The organism is Clostridium sp. K13 (genome assembly GCF_019734195.1).
Classification (GTDB): domain Bacteria; phylum Bacillota; class Clostridia; order Clostridiales; family Clostridiaceae; genus Clostridium.
Genome location: NZ_JAASHM010000013.1, coordinates 1 through 19,730, shown reverse-complemented (window position 1 = coordinate 19,730; position 19,730 = coordinate 1). Strand labels below are relative to the sequence as shown.

17 protein-coding genes, 1 pseudogene and 1 riboswitch are annotated in these 19,730 nt (G+C 25.9%); of the genes and pseudogenes, 13 read left to right on the top strand and 5 right to left on the bottom strand.

Annotated features, from left to right (window positions below):
• Positions 1-19: 19 nt before the first annotated feature.
• Complete coding sequence (locus HCG76_RS09170; protein ID WP_221700048.1) at positions 20-739, bottom strand: polysaccharide deacetylase family protein; 720 nt, start codon at positions 737-739, stop codon at positions 20-22.
• Between the two features lie 315 nt (positions 740-1,054).
• On the opposite strand from HCG76_RS09170, the pseudogene HCG76_RS09165 reads away from it, so the two are divergent.
• From HCG76_RS09165 to HCG76_RS09140, 6 genes and pseudogenes are all read left to right on the top strand, one after another.
• A pseudogene (locus HCG76_RS09165) lies at positions 1,055-2,349 on the top strand (uracil-xanthine permease family protein).
• Positions 2,350-2,512: 163 nt separating this feature from the next.
• Entirely contained in the window at positions 2,513-4,372 is a 1,860-nt protein-coding gene (locus tag HCG76_RS09160; protein WP_221700047.1) for a sensor domain-containing protein, read from the top strand.
• Between the two features lie 71 nt (positions 4,373-4,443).
• A complete protein-coding gene (locus HCG76_RS09155; RefSeq protein WP_221700046.1) occupies positions 4,444-5,121 on the top strand; it encodes a SpaA isopeptide-forming pilin-related protein in 678 nt (225 codons plus the stop codon).
• Between the two features lie 145 nt (positions 5,122-5,266).
• Positions 5,267-5,707: a dUTP diphosphatase gene (locus HCG76_RS09150; RefSeq protein WP_221700045.1), complete on the top strand. Its 441-nt coding sequence runs from the start codon at positions 5,267-5,269 to the stop codon at positions 5,705-5,707.
• A 176-nt stretch (positions 5,708-5,883) separates the two neighbouring features.
• On the top strand, positions 5,884-6,507 hold the full coding sequence (locus HCG76_RS09145) for a cyclase family protein (protein WP_221700044.1): 624 nt from the start codon (positions 5,884-5,886) through the stop codon (positions 6,505-6,507).
• A gap of 128 nt (positions 6,508-6,635) precedes the next feature.
• Entirely contained in the window at positions 6,636-7,184 is a 549-nt protein-coding gene (locus tag HCG76_RS09140; RefSeq protein WP_221700043.1) for a hypothetical protein, read from the top strand.
• A 27-nt stretch (positions 7,185-7,211) separates the two neighbouring features.
• Here HCG76_RS09140 and HCG76_RS09135 read toward each other — a convergent pair whose 3' ends face one another.
• Positions 7,212-8,753: a PAS domain-containing sensor histidine kinase gene (locus tag HCG76_RS09135; RefSeq protein WP_221700042.1), complete on the bottom strand. Its 1,542-nt coding sequence runs from the start codon at positions 8,751-8,753 to the stop codon at positions 7,212-7,214.
• A gap of 234 nt (positions 8,754-8,987) precedes the next feature.
• Here HCG76_RS09135 and HCG76_RS09130 point away from each other — a divergent pair, with 234 nt between their 5' ends.
• Positions 8,988-10,436, top strand: coding sequence for a hypothetical protein (locus HCG76_RS09130; protein WP_221700041.1), 1,449 nt, complete (start codon positions 8,988-8,990; stop codon positions 10,434-10,436).
• Positions 10,437-10,729: 293 nt separating this feature from the next.
• On the opposite strand, the gene gloA is transcribed toward HCG76_RS09130, so the two are convergent.
• Entirely contained in the window at positions 10,730-11,110 is a 381-nt protein-coding gene (gloA, locus tag HCG76_RS09125) for a lactoylglutathione lyase (RefSeq protein WP_221700040.1), read from the bottom strand.
• A 193-nt stretch (positions 11,111-11,303) separates the two neighbouring features.
• Between gloA and HCG76_RS09120 the strand changes: the two genes are divergently transcribed.
• Together HCG76_RS09120 and HCG76_RS09115 are read left to right on the top strand one after the other, a co-directional pair.
• Complete coding sequence (locus tag HCG76_RS09120; protein ID WP_221700039.1) at positions 11,304-11,834, top strand: thioredoxin family protein; 531 nt, start codon at positions 11,304-11,306, stop codon at positions 11,832-11,834.
• A gap of 51 nt (positions 11,835-11,885) precedes the next feature.
• Positions 11,886-12,761: a radical SAM/SPASM domain-containing protein gene (locus HCG76_RS09115; RefSeq protein WP_221700038.1), complete on the top strand. Its 876-nt coding sequence runs from the start codon at positions 11,886-11,888 to the stop codon at positions 12,759-12,761.
• 76 nt (positions 12,762-12,837) lie between these two features.
• Here the strand turns inward: HCG76_RS09115 and HCG76_RS09110 are convergent, their stop codons facing one another.
• Positions 12,838-14,343, bottom strand: a complete 1,506-nt coding sequence (locus HCG76_RS09110) for a hypothetical protein (protein WP_221700037.1) — start codon at positions 14,341-14,343, stop codon at positions 12,838-12,840.
• A 189-nt stretch (positions 14,344-14,532) separates the two neighbouring features.
• A riboswitch (Lysine riboswitch) is annotated at positions 14,533-14,707 on the top strand.
• A 74-nt stretch (positions 14,708-14,781) separates the two neighbouring features.
• Here HCG76_RS09110 and HCG76_RS09105 point away from each other — a divergent pair.
• The 3 genes from HCG76_RS09105 to HCG76_RS09095 all read left to right on the top strand — a co-directional run bounded on the left by HCG76_RS09105 (position 14,782) and on the right by HCG76_RS09095 (position 17,712).
• Complete coding sequence (locus tag HCG76_RS09105; protein ID WP_221700036.1) at positions 14,782-16,101, top strand: APC family permease; 1,320 nt, start codon at positions 14,782-14,784, stop codon at positions 16,099-16,101.
• A 149-nt stretch (positions 16,102-16,250) separates the two neighbouring features.
• Positions 16,251-17,414, top strand: coding sequence for an AI-2E family transporter (locus HCG76_RS09100; protein ID WP_221700035.1), 1,164 nt, complete (start codon positions 16,251-16,253; stop codon positions 17,412-17,414).
• A 142-nt stretch (positions 17,415-17,556) separates the two neighbouring features.
• Positions 17,557-17,712, top strand: coding sequence for a zinc-ribbon domain-containing protein (locus HCG76_RS09095; RefSeq protein WP_221700034.1), 156 nt, complete (start codon positions 17,557-17,559; stop codon positions 17,710-17,712).
• A 98-nt stretch (positions 17,713-17,810) separates the two neighbouring features.
• Here HCG76_RS09095 and HCG76_RS09090 read toward each other — a convergent pair whose 3' ends face one another.
• A complete protein-coding gene (locus tag HCG76_RS09090) occupies positions 17,811-18,650 on the bottom strand; it encodes a tetratricopeptide repeat protein (RefSeq protein WP_221700033.1) in 840 nt (279 codons plus the stop codon).
• A 200-nt stretch (positions 18,651-18,850) separates the two neighbouring features.
• On the opposite strand from HCG76_RS09090, the gene HCG76_RS09085 reads away from it, so the two are divergent.
• The gene (locus tag HCG76_RS09085) at positions 18,851-19,633 is read left to right on the top strand and encodes an endonuclease/exonuclease/phosphatase family protein (protein ID WP_221700032.1); all 783 of its coding nucleotides are present in this window, start codon (positions 18,851-18,853) and stop codon (positions 19,631-19,633) included.
• Positions 19,634-19,730 lie beyond the last annotated feature (97 nt).

Sequence of the window (19,730 nt, the reverse complement as noted above, 5' to 3'; positions counted from 1 at the left end):
CCTTCGCAATACATTTCAATTATTTTTTTAAAACGTGGTATATTTCAGGAGTATCCACTGTTATTTTTTCAAAAGTATATCCTTGACTTTTGTAATATTTAATAATTCCTTTTATAGCTTGTGAAGTATTTTTATTTGCAGGAGCATTGTGCATTAATACAACAACTGTATCTTTAGTTGATATTGCCCTGTTTAGTATAGTATCAGGAGAGGAATTAGGGTTAGCTCCATCTAAAGTATCTTGAGTCCAATCATAAATTTTAAAGTTATTTGAATGAACTGAATTTACCATTTCATTAGTAAGTCTATATGTACTATTATTTGTTCCAAATGGGAATCTTAATATATAGTAATTTTCACCTGTAACATCATAAAGTGCTTTTTGCACTTGTTTCATTTCACTAATAAAATCTGAACTACATCCATAAAGTTTAGATCTTTCATGAGTAAAGCTATGTAGGCCTATGCTATGACCTTCATTTTTCATTCTTAAAATTATATCTTCTTGCCCTTTCACTTGATTACCAATAATGAAAAATGTAGCAGGAACATTTTCTTCTTTTAAAATATCTAATGTTTTTTTTGTTACTTCACCTCCAGGGGCATCATCAAAGGTTAAATAAACAACCTTCTTACAACTTTCTCTATTATCATCATCTTCACTATAAGCACTTAATTGAGGACATGCTAATAAAGCTAAAAGTGTAAAAATAAATAAATTTGATAAAATTTTTTTCATATCTAATCACTCTTTTCTATAAATATATTTTATAAACCTAATCTTGTGTATAATATATTTATAGTATAAACATAAATTCTAGAATATATTTCTTGATATTTTTTTGTAAAGAGTATATAATAACAAAAAAAGCTTTAAGTCGAAACAGAGAGTTCGGTAAGTTTAAGGTTTGTAGTATATTAATATTTACAGGATAACTATAACTTCTTACCGAAAGTAAGAAGTTTTTTTATTTGCCTTTAATATCAGTTCAGAGAGGCTGAAAAGGGAGAAAGTTAGAGTTTCTCCTTAAAAAATAAATAAGGAGTTGGTTTTATGACACAGTTTACAGGAAGTATTTCATCAAAAAGAGAGTCGGAAAAAAGTATTAAGGATACTTTTTTAAAAGTAGTCCTTGCACTGCAACATTTAATTGCTATGTTTGGAGCAACGGTATTAGTTCCAATTCTTACAGGGTTAGATCCATCAGTTGCATTATTTTCAGCGGGAGTAGGAACTTTAATTTTCCATTTATGCACTAAAGGAAAAGTTCCAGTATTTTTAGGTTCATCATTTGCATTTATTCCAGTAATTGTAGCAGTATCACAGAAGTATGGTGATTTAAGATATGCGCAAGGTGGAATTGTAGTAGTTGGAGCAATCTATGTTTTAGTATCTCTTTTAATAAAAAAAGTAGGATTAAGCAATATAAAAAAATATTACCAGCTCAGGTTGTAGGACCTATGATTATAGTAATAGGTGTTAATTTAATACCAACTGCATTGGATATGACAGGTATACCAAATTTATTAGCAGGTGAAAAAAGCGCTTTAATAGGTGTAGTAATAGCAGCAATAACATTAAGTATAGCATTATTAATAAAAAGATTTAGTAATGGATTTTTATCACAAGTTTCAATATTAATAGCAGTAGCTATTGGATATACAATAAGTTTATTAATGGGACAAGTATCTACGGCAGAAATTCAAAGTGCAAGTTTAGTAGCAATACCACATTTTACATTACCTAAATTTGATATGGGGGCAATAGCAATTATAGCACCAGTAGTATTAGCTGTATTTATGGAACATGTTGGAGATATAACTACTAATGGAGAAGTTGTTGGACAAAACTTTATAGAAGATCCAGGTTTAAATAGAACATTATTAGGAGATGGTGTAGCTACATTAGCAGCTGGATTTATAGGTGGACCTGCAAATACTACATATGGTGAAAACACAGGGGTACTTGCAATAACAAAAAATTATAATCCTGCAATATTAAGAATTACTGCGGTATTTGCAATTTTACTTAGTTTTATTTCTAAGTTTGGTGCTGTTATAAGAACAATACCACAACCAGTAATGGGAGGAATTAGTTTAATATTATTCTCAATGATTGCAATTGTTGGAGTTAAAACAATTAAAAGAGAAAAAGTAGAATTTAATTTCTTTAATATTATAACTATGGTTGCTATATTATTTGTAGGCTTATCAGGAAACTTTTTAAGCAAAGCGATTTCAATTAATATAACAGAAAGTGTTAGTATATCAGGATTAAGTTTAGCAGCAATAGTAGGGGTTATGTTAAATATTATTTTTGTACAAGTAAATAAATTTATAAAAAAATAAAGTTAAGAAATATATAATCACTATACAGACAAAAGATTTTTGTCTGTATAGTGATTTTTTTGTAAAAAAATATATAAAATTAGAATATTTAAAGTGATTTTATGTATAAATTTTCATATTTATGATACAATTACAGTATGAAAATAAAATTTTGGAGGAAAAAATGGTTTTTAGAGGATCATACGATAGTAGGTTCTATAGTGTAAGCAAAATTTTTGCAATATTTATAGTAATAATAGCATTTGGATTTAGCTATAATAATAGAATTAAATTATCAGAAAGTATAATGATTACTGTAATTTGTATTTTATTATTATTTATACAAAAATACAGGAATAAAATAAAAGAAATTAATAGTGATTATAATCAGTATAAGCAAGGGTATGCTTTATCTGTGGAAGCAATAAATGGAGCTATTTGGCGTTGGGATGATAAAAGTAAAATAGTATATATTTCAAATAAAATAAAGATATTATTAGGGTTAGAAAAAGATAAAATTACTTTAGAACAATGGTATGAATATATTGTTGAAAGTGATTTAAAAAGAGTTAAATCTTATTTTGAAAGTATTTGTTTAAATAAGTTATGTATTACTGCTAATATTAGATATTCAATTAAAGGTAAAGATGGAGAAATAATAGATGTGGAGTACAAAGGTAAGGGAGCTATAGATGAGGGTATATATAGTTTATCAGGAATAATAACTGATATTACTAGTGAAAAAGATACCGATAGAGAAATTCATTTTATGAATTACTATGATGAGGTTACTGGAATACCTAATAGAAAAATGTTTACGGAAAAGTTTCAGGAGTTAATTAATGATAACTCAAATAGAAAAAGTCAGTTAGGAATTATTTTTTTTGATATTGATAACTTTAAAAATATAAATGATACATATGGTCATGAGATTGGTGATGAAATATTATTAAAACTTTGTGAAAGAGTTGAGAATATTATTGATGCTAGGCATACATTTGCAAGGTTTGGTGGAGATGAATTTGTTATTGCTTTTTCAAATGTTATAAATGAAATAGAAGTAAAGGAATTTTTAGATGAGTTATTATTAAAGGTTAGAAAACCTTTTAATATTAGCAATAAAAAAATATACTGTTCAATTAGCATTGGTATTAGTATATATCCTAAAGATTCTGAGAATTTAGATGTTTTATTAAAGACTGCAGATATGGCAATGCATAAGGCCAAAGAGGAAGGGAAAAATAGATACAAATTTTTTGATATAGACATTTTAAATATATTAAAGAGGCAATATGAAATAGAAAAAGCATTAAGAACAGCAATAGAAAATAAAGAAATTTTTATGGTATTTCAACCTAAAATATCAATTAAAGGTGAAAAGGTAAATGGATTTGAAGCTTTAGTTAGATGGGTAAATGCTGAATTAGGATTTATATCGCCAGTAGAATTTATACCAATAGCTGAAAGTAGTGGATTAATAATAGATTTAGGAAAATATATCATAGAAGAAAGCTTTAAAAAATGTAGAGAACTATGCTCTATTACTACATCAAACTTTCATATAGCAATTAATATATCAGATATACAATTAAGAGAAGAAGGATTTATTGACTTTGTTTCAGAAATGCTAGAAAAGTATAATGTACCACCAGAGTTTATAGAATTTGAAATAACAGAAGGTGTTATAATGCAATCGGTTGTAAAGAATATTGAGTTATTATTAGGACTTAAAAGACTTGGAGTATCTATAGCACTTGATGACTTTGGAACAGGATATTCTTCTTTAAGTTATTTGAAAAGATTACCTATAGATGTATTAAAAATAGATAAAAGTTTTGTAGATGGAATTGGTGTAGATGAAAAAAGTGAGTATATTGCAGAAAGTATAATAAAGCTTTCACATAGCTTAAACTTAAAGGTAGTAGCTGAAGGAGTAGAAACTAAAGAACAGTTAGGCTATTTAGATAAAATGAAGTGTGATGTGGCACAGGGATATTATTTTAGTAAGCCAGAAAAATTTGAAATTATAAAAGAAATGATTTAAAAATAAATATTTTTATCACAAAAAAACTTCCAATTGCGTATTATGTAAATATATGCTTTTAGGAGGTTTTTATGCGTATCAGAATAGATGATGATTTTAACAATGATTTAGATGCAGAATATAAATCAATTGATAATGATACAATAGTAGGAAATGGAGCATTGTCAAAAGAGAATATTCCTATAGTTGATGTAAAATCAGAGGAAGTAAAGGAAGAAAAAATAGATGGAAGAACTATTAAAAAAGAAGAAATTAATAAATACAACTTAAATAATGGATTTAGTATTGAAATACAAGGAGCAACATTGTTAGATGATAATGATGCTAAAAATTATATTAATAAAAAACTCCCAGATGATAATTTAGATATGAATAATAAAGCGGAGTTAAGGAATAGAAAAAAAGAAAATGATGAGTATTTATCTAATAAGAGTCAACGTGTAAAAGGAAAAATTACAGTAGGGGTAAGACTTGGAGATAGAAAGGGAACCCCGATATCAGAAGCAAAAATAAATCTTTATGCATTAAATGGATTATCACCCAAATTAGTAAGCTCAAAATTAACTGATATAAATGGAATTGTAGTATTTGATAGTTTATCAGAGGGAAGTTACAGAGTTATAGAAATAGTAAATAGAAAATATTTTGAAAAACCAACATATATTCAATGGAATGAAGTGACTATTAGTAAAGATTTAAAAGAAGAAAGTATTATTGTAATTAATAGAATAAAAAAGCATTCAAAGTAATTTAATAATAGAGTTGTAGTCAGAGTATTAAATTAAATACTCTGACTATAAAATGTGAAAAATAAATAATCTACATAAGTTTTAATAAAAATACAATGGAAATATGATAAAATTATTTTAAACAAAAGAAATGAGGTTTTAAATTATGAAAATGAAAATAAAATATTTTGATGATGCAATTAGGTTAAAAAGAATTAGTAAGGGAAATTGGATTGATGTATATGCTAATAAGGATATATTTATAGCTTTAAATGATAGAGCAATGATTCCATTAGGATTTGCATTAGAATTACCACAAGGATGGGAAGGTCATTTAGCACCTAGAAGTTCAACATTTAAAACGTGGGGAATAATCCAAACAAATAGCGTAGGGGTTGTGGATGATACGTACATAGGTGATAATGATCAATGGCATATGCCTGTATATTGTTTGCAGGCTAAGGATGAAAATGGAACATGGATAAGAAAAGGTGATAAAATAGGGCAATTTAGAATTATGGAAGTAATGCCAGAGATTGAATTTGAAGAAGTCGAATTCTTTAATAATACTGATCGTGGTGGCTTTGGAAGTACTGGTAAAAGATAAAAAATAATTATAAGATAGGTAGAAATTTTTTTTGTGAGTTTTATGTATGAAAATTGGAAAAAATGTTAAAAATTTAAAAAATAGTTCATTGTAATTATATGTAAAATATGATAAAATAAACAAACAAGGGGTGGGAAATTTATTAAAGAATTAAACAAAGGGGAGAAAGTGGGAAAATGAAGTATGTTGACTTATCTTATGATTTAAAAAGTGAGATGCCTGTTTATCCAGGAGATATAGAGCTAAAATCTAATAAAGAAAAGGATTATGGAAGAGATGGATATAATATATATTCATTTTTAACTTCTATGCATGCAGGTACTCATATAGATGCACCTTTACATATGTATGAGGATAAAAAATTTATTTCTGAATATCCAATAGATAGATTTATAGGTAATGCTGTATTATTAGATGTACGTGGAGAAAAAGTAATAGGAATAAAAGATGAGTACTATAGAGATATAAAAGAAAATGATATAGTATTATTATTTACAGGATGGGATAATTTTTATGGAAAAAATGAATATTATACTAATCATCCTGTTGTTAGTGAAGAATTAGCAGAACTTTTAATTAAAAAGAAAATTAAAATGCTTGGAGTAGATATGCCATCACCTGATAATGATGAATATAAAATTCATAAAAAGTTATTTGATAATGATATATTTATTCTAGAAAATTTAAAAAATTTAAAGAAACTATTATATACTGAAGAACTACAACTATTTGCACAGCCATTAAAAATTGAAGGGGAAGCAAGTCTAGTTAGAGCAATTGCTGGATTTAAAGGATATTAGAATAATATATAGATGAAAATAACAGAATATATTTTATATTCTGTTATTTTTTTATTCTTTTTAATTAATAGAATAAATAATGGTTAATATAATAAAGAAAATATATTCAATAAAAGATGGAGGATAAAATGAAGAAAAGAAAAATAATTTTTTTATTTGGAGTTATTATTATATTAATTTCTATGATTGCTTGTTCTAATAAGAAGAGTAGTGAAAATGAAGAAAAAAGCTTAAATACTAATTTATCAAGAAAGGAATATGTAACCTATTTAGATAATAAGTATAATGAATATCTAAGTAATCTAGATATAGACAATAAATATGCTTTAGATAATGCTAATGTTACTTCAAATGATTATCTTGATAATTTAAAAGAAGCTTATAGAGAACTTAATAATAAATTACTTACTTTAAAAAATGCCTTGGAAGAAGGAGTAAAAACAACAGATCAAGAGATTAAAAGTTTAAATGATAATATTATAAATTTAGTAGATGAAACAATTATATCTGTAAATAAAGTAAGTGTGGAGTTAGATGATAAGATTGATAAAATAAAATTAAAAAGTGCAGATGAAATAAAGTCATATTTATTAACAATAGAGCAAGATAGTAATAAAGCGAGAGAGAGACTAGCAAAGGAAGTTAATGATGCTAAAGCAAAACTAAAGGTAGAATAAGCTAATAAACTTATTCTATCTTTAGTTTTATATTGTATAAATATCAGAAAATTCAATATTACATTTTTCAACTTTTGAATGACTAGTATCATCTAAGTTATATATGACAGTAGAGTTTGGTAGAGTTATTTTTGGCAAAGTAAAGGTAAATTCAGAACCAATTCCCTCAATGCTATAAACAGCTATTTTGCCTCCGTGCATTTCTACTAAAGATTTAACTAGAGAAAGTCCTATTCCACTGCCTTCACATTTCCTTGTTAAAGTATCATCTACTTGCATAAATCGTTCGAATATTATAGCTTGATTTTCACGTGATATTCCAATACCTGTATCTTTAACTGAAATTATAACATAATCTTCAGTAGTATCTATATTTACATAAATATATCCATTAGAACCAGTATATTTAACGGCATTTGATAAAAGATTTAGCATTATTCTCTCAATTTTATCTGGATCACATGCAAGAATAAGCTCTTCAGTTGAAGTATCAAATAATAATTCTATATTTTTATCATTAATATACTGAGCAACAGAAAGAGTTACATCCTCTATTATAGAAATTATATTACAATTCTTTTGATGAATTTCATAATATCCTGTATCTATTTTAGTAATATCTATAAGATTATTAGCTAAGCGAAGTAATCTATAGGAGTTCTGTTTAATAGAAGAAGTATATTTATTAAAATTAAAGTTATCAGATATAAGTATATTTTCATTATCAATATTTTGAGCTATAACTTGTAAGCTAGCTAGAATTATATTCAATGGAGTTTTAAACTCATGAGATATATTAGCGAAAAATTCATTTTTTAAACTTTCTACTTGAAGAGCATCTTCCATAAGTTTTTTTTCTAACTCTAAGTTTTTTTCATCAGTTATATCCCTGCCTGTTGTTATAATGATATTTTCTTCGCGAATATAGGAAAAGCTCCAATGAATCCATTTTATATTATGATTTTTATCTTTAACTCTTGTACATGCTTCTAAGATTGTTTCAGAAAGCATATTTTCATTAATTAAAAATTTAATTATAGCACGATCATGTTCATAAATAATATCATACCAGTTTTTAGTTAGTAATTCCTTTAATGTATATCCTAAAATATTATGCCATCCATCATTAACTTTTATAAATGATCCATCAATGGACATAATAGAAGTAATATCAGTAGCTGTTTTCAAAAGAAAAGAAAGTTCTTTTTGAGTATTTATACAAAGTTTAAAGCTTTCTTCTAAGTTTTCTGATAATAAGCAATCGCAATCAATATCTGTAAATATAATAAATATACTGTCACAATTTTTAAATATATTTAAAGATAAGTTTATTTTAAATGATATTGTAGAATTAAATTTTGTTAAAATATCTACAATATATTCTTCTGTACAATTAAGAGACATATCATTAAAACTTATTTTAGAATTAACAATTAAGTTCTCTATATTATCAAGTTCATTTAATTGATATTTAAGTTGTTTTAATAAAATTTTATTGCAAAATAAGATATTACCTGAATAATCTGTGATTAAAATTTTATCTTGTAATTTATTTAAAAAATATTCCATTATTCCCCCAAATTAAGTGTGGTAGATTAAATTTTATGTTCTTTAAATAATTATACTAATAATTTTATAAAAAATGTAGTATTTTTACTAAAAATGTTTTAAATAGAAGAAATGTTAATTATAAATATTAGAAATTGTAAGTAAATGTGAAGATGTGTATAAATTTAATAAATATTTACACTTTATAGAATTAAAGAATATTATATAGTATTAGCAATTTATAATGGAGTAATTATGAAAAAAGAAGTTATTATTGATATAAAAAGTGCAAATATTTATGGAAGAGATAAAGAAGAAACTGTAATTTTAAAAGGGGACTATATACATGAAGATAGTAATTATATTGAAAATACAAGTATTACTATAAAAGATGAAGAAAATAATTTAGAGGAGTATCCACTAAATATTAATGGATATAACCTTAAGCTTTTCACTGGAAAGTTTTCTAATGATAAAAAAGATGACATATATATTTATGGAGAAACAGGAGGTTCAAGTGGATATGCAATTGCTAGCGTATATAGATATGATAATGGTGAGTTATTAGAGGGGTTTAATAGTGAAGTTTTTTCTGAAAAATACAAATGTATTTCAAAGTATTTAGATAAATATACAATAGAAGTTAATTGTTTAGCAGCTGAAAGAAGATACATTTTAAATATAGAAAATATTGAAAAAAAGTATTTAAATGAAATTTATAATATGGATGGGAAAATAATAACTAATGATGATCCTATTGTTTCATATATTAATAAGATAGACTTAATAGTTAATTTAGAAGATAAATTAATCAATTTATTAGTTTATCAAACAATAAAAGGAATTAATGATAATAATATTTTAGGCGAGGTTGATAGTGTAATTTCTTTAAAGGATAATGAAATAAAAGTATTAAATAAATATATTACTAATAAAGGTGAAAATATTTCTATTAGTACTAGAACAAATAATCTTAAAGAAAAGATTTTAAGTCAACTTCCTAAAGACTCAACTTTTATTAACTTAAATAAGTTTGGGGGTAGTAATGGATTAATTAATAGAGATATTGACGGAGATGGAAATGATGAAATACTTTGTGGATATAAATCTAATGGTACTCAATATTTGTCTATATTTAGAGAGAGTCAAGATAAAATAATTCATTTAGATACAATTATAGGTGAAGGATATGATATATCTGATTTAATAATTGCAAAGTTAAAGCCAAAATCTAATAATAATATTATTATTGGATGGAGAATAGGTTCAATATGGTCTGTTTTAGATATATTAGAATTTAAGGAGAATAAATTTAATAAGCTATTAAAGGGTGATAAAATAAATTACTCCAAAGTTGAGATAATAGAATTTGAAGATAGAAGAAGTGGAACATCTGATATTGCACTGTGGAGTCATGAAACTGGAGAAGCGTATAAAGTTCAAATATATTCTTTTAGAGGAGAAAACTTAGAAAAAACATTCAAATATGACAGACAATATTTTGAAAAAGTAGAAGAATACTATAGAAATTTAATTGATAGGACAAGAGAAACACCACAATATTTATATTATTTAATAGATGCTGAATATAGAAGCGGTAAGAAAAAAGAAGCCCTAGAAAATATAAATAAGGCTTTGAAACATCCTAGACCTTATCCTTCAATTGAGGAATTAAAAAGATTAAGAAAAAGAATAGGTAACTAACGAAATAAACTGCGAACTAAAGCTTAAGTCTACAATTTAAGCAGAATCCCCCTAAAGTTAACGACTTGTAATACAAATTTGTAGCAGGAGTCGTTAACTATAAGTCGGGAAACTAAGAAAAACAGTGAAGAGAAAAAATGAAATATTAATTTGGAGAGAAGCATTGAAATTAAGCTGTAGAATTTAATAATTTTATGGAATCAATTATATAAATTCAAAGTGAAAATTTCACCGCTTCCCGGAAAAGTAATATTCCATTTTTCGTTCTCACTGTAGTTCTCAGTTTAGTTAAACTATGATCTAATTATTTCAACTTTGTATCCATCTGGATCTGTAACAAAGTAATAATGTGGGGCTTCTCCAGGAAGACCTTTTAAATCAGTTACTTCGTAACCAAGAGATATATGTTTTTCTCTTAAAGATTCAATTTCAGGATGTCCTATAGCTATATGACTAAAGCCATTTCCAAGCTCATAAGGTTTTTCAGGGTTATAGTTATAAGTTAATTCTAATTCATAACCACCATCTTTATCTGATAAATAAACTAAGGTAAATTTATGTTCAGGGAAATCCTTTCTTTTAGTTTCCATTAAGCCTAAAGCATTTTTATAGAATTCTAATGATTTTTCTAAATCCATAACTCTAATACAAGTATGTAACATTTTAACAGACATAATATACCTCCTAAATTATATAAAAATTATTTTTAATTATATCAATATAGGAATATTATTACAAGTATTTGGTTTGAAATATTAAGGTTAGTAGAAATAATTAAATAAATATGATAATATTAATTGGTATATAAAAAACAAAAAATAACTAGTTTATTTTAGAAAAAAGATATATTTATTTAGGGGAGAAAGTATGTTAACAGATGTTGATCTAATGGATTATGAGGAATATTTAAGTAACGCTAATGAAGAGGAAATGGTATTTATCAATGAGTTATATGACCAAGGCCAAATTTTAGAAGAGGGACTAAGAGATATAATAACTTTAAATAAACCTGTTAGAATATTAGTTATAACTTCAACTATGTGTAAGGATTCAGCAACAATATTACCATTTTTAATAAAACTTTCCCAGTTTAATGATAATATTAAAGTAAGATTTTTATTGAAAAAAGATAATGAAGAATTATTAAACAATTTATGTGGAGAGTTGAAAGTACCAGCTATTATAGTTCTAGATAATGAAAAGAATGTAATAAGAAAGTTTGTAGAATTTCCTAAAGGAGTAAAGGATATTTTAATAAGTAATCCTAAGGAGAAAACACAAGAAATAATTGATGAGATGAGAAATGGAAGATATAATAATCTAATTCAGTTAGATTTAATTAAACTTATTACTGGTAAAAAGTATGAGTATATATCATTTAAAAGATTAGATAAGTAATTAAAACATAGGAGAAGCCTCCTATGTTTTTATATAAGGAGAAGATAACAAATGAGAAAGTTTAAAAAGGTTTATATAGAAATTACAAATGTTTGTAATTTGAGTTGTAACTTTTGTCCAAAGACTAAAAGAAAATATAAATTTATGAATAAAGAAGAATTTACTTATATACTTGAGCAAGTAAAGCCTTTTACAGACCATATATATTTTCATTTAATGGGAGAGCCTTTATTACATGAAAATATAGAATATTTTTTAAAAGAAAGTAAAGAAAAAGGTCTTCATGTTAATTTAACAACTAATGGAACTTTGTTAAATAAGGTTGGAGATAAAATTATAAATTCAAATGCTGTTAGGCAAGTAAATATATCACTTCATAGCTTTGAAGCTAATAAAAAAACCGTAGAACTAGAAGAATACTTAAATAATGTTACTGATTTCATAATTAAGGCAAGAGAAAATAGTAATATAATTTGTGCTATAAGATTATGGAATATGGATAGTGAAGATTTGAGAGGCGAGAATAATTTAAATAAAGAGATTTTAAAAATCATTGAAGAAAATTTAGGACTTGAATTTTCATTGTCAGAAAAGCTTCAGGAGTCTAATAAAATTAAATTAAAAGATAAGGTATATTTAAATATGGCAGAAAAGTTTCAATGGCCAGATATAAAAATTGATACTTTAGGAGAAAATGTTTTTTGTCATGGGCTTAGAAATCAAATAGGAATTTTAGCAGATGGTACAGTTGTACCTTGTTGTTTAGATAGTGACGGAAATCTAGAATTGGGAAATGTTTTTGAAAAGACATTAGAAGATATATTAAATGGAGAAAGAGCCACCAATATATATAATGGTTTTTCAAGAAGAGTAGCAGTAGAAAGTTTATGTCAAAAATGTGGATATGCTACTAGGTTTAAAAAATAGTATTAAAGAGAAGAAATCACCTAATAAGTGTAAGAAGCTTATTAGGTGATTTTTAATTTTAAAAAATATTATAATTTTATTTAGAAATAAGATCTAAAAGTGTTGGAATATACTTATCTAGTAATTCAAAGCTATCATTAATTTCTTTTTTTATTGATACTAGACATCTATAATTTTTTTGGTTTGAATAACAGCAAGAGTTATTAGATTTAAATTTAGCTTTCCAGACTTCACAACCTTGAAATGGATTAGCTGTTCCAATGTAAAGATTATCAGAGGAATCTACAAATAGGGTTCTTCCACCATAATTGTATCTATTAGCAAAGCCATTTAGGAATACAGGTGTGAAGTTAATACCATCAACAGATTCATAGATATCAAACCCAAAAGGATATCTAATATTATTTAATTGTGAAACTATAGATTGATATAATTTTATAAGAGAATTAGTTGTATCTATACCAATTTTATTTTCAAGCTCCACTCTATTTGTAGTTAAAGTTTCTAAGATAAGTTCCATATTAGTTGAAGCGTCAAAAGTACTAACAAGCAATTTACCATGATATTCTTTAATTTGCCATGCATATACGTTAAATGGATTGTTAAATCCAGAGTTTAATTTAGATAAACTATTAGTTCTTACTCCTTTTGATGGAGTAGAAGGGATTATTGGTCTACTGCCTACAACTAATTGCCAATTATCGTTAGTTGAAATTCTTATTATATCGCATCCTATTGGAGAAAGCCAAGAAAGTGGAAGGCTTTTAGTACCGCTTACATATAGATAATTCTTATAAATTCCCATACTTAGAGTATATTGATTTGCTGCATCTCCAAATCCATTATCAACAATTAATGTCCAGTCATTTAATTTTGGTGTAGAATCATTTGTTCTCCAAACTTGAACACCATTAGGATTATTAGTAGAAACGTAAATTTTATCATTAAAAACTATCATTTCACTTATAGAACCATTAGGATTTTTTGATTTATCATATAATGGATTACTAGAGTCTATAACATCTTCCCAAGGATATATTTCCGGATCTACACTACTATATAAAGAAGGTGTATTAGTAGGATTCATTTCATCAATAGTAGCAATGTATAATTTACCCTTATGGCTTATCATTGCTCTAGATGAAGTCCCTTTAAGAACTATATCTGAAATAGGAAACCAGTTTACTCCGTTGGTAGATTTGAATATTTTTAAATTTCCACCATAACTAGAGGCATAAAGATATTTATTTCCATTAAAGGGTTTATGGGAAACTATGAATCTAATACCGGATACTTGAAGATATTTTGGAACAGTGTAAACTTTTTCCCAGGAAATAGAATCATTTTGTTTATATCGCCAAATTTCAGGTGAATTATTAGCTACGGTTGGAGTGGTTGAGAGTGGAGTAATACTGTCAGGGGAAATATTATTTATAATATTATAAACTATATTTCTACCAGTACCAATATAAATATATTCTCCTAATTGAGCTATTGACCAAGCATAATTATTTTGTCTACAGTTGTTAAAATTATTGGAATCAAATCCGTTTGTTGGGGTGGTGTTTTTAAAAGAGTACATCTTATAATCTCCTTTATCATTTGAATTTTGGGTGTTTTACACCTAGTATATATAATATGATTTTATAAAATTGTAGTTACATATATAGATATAAAGCAGGTTGACATTTATTTAAAAGTTGTTAAAATTACATGTGTAGTAAAATGTCGAAAAAAAGTATTTTGAGTTTTATATTTTAATTAGAAATAGGGTAAAGATAGAGGTTGCAATATTAAATAGTAATATTAAGGAGATAAGCACGATGAATTAATATGAAAGGTAATATTGCCGAAGTATATGGACTATGCTTTAAATCTATATATTGGGTTTGTATAAAATATATGCAAAACTGTCACAATAATAATTGTGGAGAGCTATCTTTGTGTTTGTTTATTAGTAAGTACAAGCTCAAAGATTAGCCTTTGGGCTTATTTTTTTACCCCAAACAAAGGAGGAAAAATGGAAAACAAGAGTTTAAAAAAGGAAATTAGTCTTTTTATGGCTACAATGCTTGTTTGTGGTAATATGATTGGTTCTGGAGTATTTATGTTACCATCAACATTAGCACAGGTTTCAGGGCCAGGAGCTACAATAATTGCATGGATTTTAACAACACTTGGTTCTATATTAATTGCTATATCATTTGCAAATCTTGGAACAAAGTATCCATCAACAGGAGGCGCTTATCAATATACTAAGGAAGCTTTTGGAGATTTTGCAGGATTTTTAAGTGCATGGCTTTATTGGAATGGATCATGGATTGGAAATGCAGCTATAATAGTTGCTATTACTAGTTATGCATCAGCAGTGATTCCAGCATTAAATAATCCATTAGTATCAATAATATTTTCAAGTGCAATTTTATGGATTTTTACATTTATAAATATTGCTGGAGTAAAAAAAGCAGGGAAAATTCAATCTTTTGTTACTGTATTCAAAATAGGGTTCTTTGGATTATTTATAATAGTTGCATTTTTAAATTTTGATAAAGCAAATATATTACCAATGTATCCGGAGGGAAAGGGAATTAGTACAATTCCATTAGCAGCAACATCAACACTTTGGGCATTTATAGGTCTTGAAAGTGCAACAGTAGCAGCTGGAGAGCTAAAAGATCCAGAGAAGAATGTAAGAAAGAGTACAATTTATGGACTTTTAATAGCAGCAATAATATATTTATTAATAAGTATAGGTAGTATGGGAGCTATGAGTAATTCAGAACTTGCGCAAAGTTCAGCACCTCTTACCGATATACTTACTAATGCTCTAGGAAGTGGTGTTGGTAAGGTATTAACAATTGCTGTTGTTGTTTGTATTTTAGGAACAGTAATTGGATGGCTTTTATCTACCGCTAGAGTTGGGTATGCAGCAGGAGTTGATGGTGTATTTCCTAAGTTTTTTGGAAAGCTAAATGAAAAGACTGGAACACCAATAAATTCATTAATATTTGGATCAGTATTAGTTAATATATTATTAGTAATGAATTTTCAAAAGGGAATGGTTGATGCATTTACATTTATAACAATACTAGCAACACTTTCTTATCTGCCAGTTTATATTTTAAGTATAGCAGCAGAAATGATGCTTGCTTTTAAAGAAGAAAATAAATTTAATCTTAAGATATTTATTAAAAAGTCTATATTACCTTTATTGGCATTCGTCTATGTTATTTGGACTATATATGGTTCTGGTGCAGAAACTGTTATGTGGGGATTCATATTAATGTTAATAGGTATACCTATATATATATATAATTATCATAAAAATAAATTAGGATAAATTTAAATGGAAAAGTCAGTAATATTTATTGCTGACTTTTTTTATTAGGATTTAATTTAAATAAATAATTAACTTTAGAAAATATTAATAAAATTTTAATGTAAAGTATGTTAAAATAAAATTACTATTTTATAATATGGAGGACAAAAATGAAAATAAATTGGAATAATAAATATGCAACAATAGCAATATATGCATTTTTGGTTATTTGTGGAAGCATTCTTTTGTATTTAGGAATTTCACAGATGAGCACAATAAAATCAAGTATTAGTGATTTTATGGGAACATTACAGCCATTTATTATAGGAGGAGCATTAGCTTATTTATTAAATTTTATTTTAAGATTTTATGAGGATTATATATTATCACATGAAGCTTTTAATAAGTTAAAAAAGTCAGGTAAAAGGGGTATAGGATTACTATTAACGTATATAACTGCAAGTATAATTACATATTTATTTATACAATTTGTGTTACCTCAATTAATGGATAGTATTATTGGACTAGTAAATAACATACCGGAATATGTAAATGATGTAACAAAGTTTACTAATGATATAGTTGATAATTTAAATTTACAGCCAGAATATATTAATTTAATTACTGATAAGTTCGGGGAAGCAATTACATATATTATAACAATATTAAGTAATTTAGTACCAGTGATAGGAAATTTTGTGGTAGGGGCAACATCTAGCATATTAAATATAATAATAGGAATAATAGTGTCTATTTATATATTAATAGATAAAGAAAAATTTATGGCATTAGGTAAAAAAATTGTATATGCCTTATGTTCAGAAGAAAAAGCTAAATTTATTTTAAGATTAGCAACTCAAAGTAATATGACATTTAGTAGATTTATTGGGGGTAAAATTTTAGATTCATTTATAATAGGTGTATTAACATTTATAATATTAAGTATATTTAAAATGCCATATATATTATTAATTTCAGTAATAATTGGGGTTACTAATATTATTCCATTCTTTGGACCATTTATTGGTGGAATACCAGCAGCAATAATTATATTATTTGTATCTCCAATACAAGCATTATGGTTTGTTATAATTATAATTGTAATTCAACAAATTGATGGAAATATAATTGGGCCTAAAATACTTGGAGATTCAATTGGAATATCTGCATTTTGGATATTATTCTCATTATTAGTTGCAGCTAAATTTATGGGATTTGTAGGGATGGTAGTAGGAGTTCCTTTATTTGCAATATTCTATTCTATAATTAAGGAAATTATAGAGAATAAGTTAAGCAAAAAAGGATTACCTGTAGAAACAGAAAAATATAAATAATATTATTAATTATGTATATAATTTTTAAAAGTGTCTATACTATTATAATGTAAAGACACGGAAGGTATACAAACGGTAACTAATAATTTATTATTTTGTTGTTATTTTTGTTTAAACCTTTCATAATATGGAGGAATTTTAAATGTCAGACAAAACATTAACATGTAGAGATTGTGGAAATGAGTTTGTTTTCACAGAAGGAGAACAAGAATTTTACAAGGAAAAAGGATTTGAAAATGAACCAACAAGATGTCCTTCTTGTAGAAAAGCTAAGAAACAACAAAATAATAGAAGATAATTATAAAGTATGTTTCTTAAGAGCTATAGACTTATTCTATAGCTCTTTTAATATAAAAAAATATGATAACTTATTATAAAGTCATCATATTTTTTTAGTTATATAGAATTTAATGATTTTACCATAACAGAATTAAGAGCTTGTTCAACATCATTTTGACTTATTAAACTTACTAAAGACTCATTTAAACCTTGAGCTTTTCTTAGTAAGTCAATTGATTTTTCAAAGTTTCCATTTTTATTTTCTATTAATGCAGTATAGTAGTAAGGTTCAATAAAGCGAACATTTAAATCTATTAAAGGTTCAAAGTATTTTTTTGCTTCATCAAACTTTTTAAGTTTATAGCATATTTCCGCATAGTTAGATTTAATAATATTATTATCAGAATTAAATTCCATTGCCTCAGTAATATATTCATTTGCTTCATCAAATCTATTAGAACACAATAATAAAGAGGTTAGTGTTTCATAAATATAAGTATTCTTATTATTTTCTAGCAAATTTTTTAAAGAATTTATTGCTTCTTCTTTAGAACTAGTTTTCCAAGTAACAATTGCTTTTGTAACTTCTAAATTTGTTGATTCAAGAGGTTTCACTATCTTAGATTTTAAATTTTCATTTATGTATTCTTGAGCTAAAGATGGTTTACCGTATTTTAATTCACAAATTAAATAGTTAGTTATTATTGGAGCATTAGCCCATGATGACATAGCAGCATCTCTATAACATTCTAATGCAGTTTGATAATCTTCTAATTTATATGCCTTTGTACCCTTAAATACCTTAATATAATGTTTTTTTGTTACAATTAAGTAGCATAGAAATAATAGCAAGAATAAAATAATAGCTAATTGCATTCCTATAAAAATACTTGATATTAAGGAGATTGCAGCTATAGACAATAAAATAATAGTATTTTTGTTTAAATTTTTTCTCATAAAATCCTCCATTAATTGCATTGTTTAAGTAAAGTTTATTATAATATTTAAAGTAAAAACTAGCAAAAGCTAGTCCGATATAATATTATTATACAATATGTAAATAATTTCACAAGCAATTAATAAAAAGTTAATAGTTTTAATTGGAGTGAAAAGGAGTATAATAAATTTGATATAAAATTGATATGAGGAGAATGATTATGAGAGTAATGTCTTTTAATTTGAGAAGTGATTTTATTTTAGATTTTAAAAATAGATGGGATAATAGAAAGCACATAGTTTATGAGATAATAGAAAAGTATAATTGTGATATTATAGGAGTTCAAGAAGTAACAAATAAAATGTATGAGGATATAACTTCAAATATAAAACATTATAGTATTGTAGGTAGTGCAAGAAGCAAAAAGTTTTTTTCAGAGAGGAATAATTTGTTTATTCAAGAGAATCATAATATCTTAAAACATAAGACATTTTGGTTGTCAAAGAGCCCAGATAAGGTAGGAAGTCAACTTTGGTATTCTTTATATCCTAGAATATGTACAACAGCAGTAGTAGAGACAAAGGATGGGGAAAAAGTAAGAGTATATAATACACATTTAGATTGTCTTTTACCACAAGCTAGGGATTTTGGATTAAAGAAATTAGGAGAAATCGTTGAAAAAAACCGTAAAGAAGAAAAATTACCTGTAATTATAATGGGAGACTTTAATGCAACTCCGGATAGCAAGGTTATTAAGAAGTTTGCCTCAGGAGAATATAGTACAGATAGATTTGTAGCAGTTCAAGAAGTAAAGAAAGAATTGTATAGTAAATCAACTATGAGTAGATTTAAAGGTAAAGAAAAGGGTCTTCATATTGATTATATTTTTGTTAGTAAAGAGCTAGAAATAGTTGATGTTGACATTATTAAAGATAATATAAATGGAAAATATCCATCTGATCATTATCCATTAATTGCAGATGTTAGAATGAAAAAAATATAAAATTCAATATAATTAAAATGAAGGAGCTGTATCAGATTGAATTAATAAATTCAGTCTGAATACAACTCCTTTTTAATTGTTCAAAATTTTATACACT